This window comes from Parazoarcus communis SWub3 = DSM 12120 (assembly GCF_003226565.1).
Taxonomy (GTDB): Bacteria; Pseudomonadota; Gammaproteobacteria; order Burkholderiales; family Rhodocyclaceae; genus Parazoarcus; species Parazoarcus communis.
On the sequence record NZ_QKOE01000158.1, the window covers coordinates 1 to 300 of the forward strand.

Annotated in this window: 1 pseudogene; it reads right to left on the reverse strand. The window is 67.3% G+C overall.

Annotation, left to right across the window (positions count from 1 at the left end):
- Positions 1–300, reverse strand: a pseudogene (locus tag DNK49_RS24295) (branched-chain amino acid ABC transporter permease); the annotation flags it as partial.

The window sequence follows — 300 nt, forward strand, 5'->3', positions numbered from 1 at the left end:
GCTGGTACACCAGGCGGTACATCAAGGGGCCCATCGGCACCACAATCGCCAGTGCGAACAGCACTTGCGCGAGCATCGGCAGTTCCTTGAGCGGCAGCAGCATCAGCAGCGCAGCCAGCCCCAGCGGGTAGGCCAGGTTCCAGCCGGCCACGCCGACCAGCTTTCTGGTTTGCCCCGACTTGAGCGCGGCACCCCCATCGAGCACCGCCGCCAGCACCCCCATGCCCACCAGCAGCCACACCGTGGCCGGCACGATGCCGGTCTGCATCATCGCCAGCGTCAGTGCGCCAAAGGCAACGA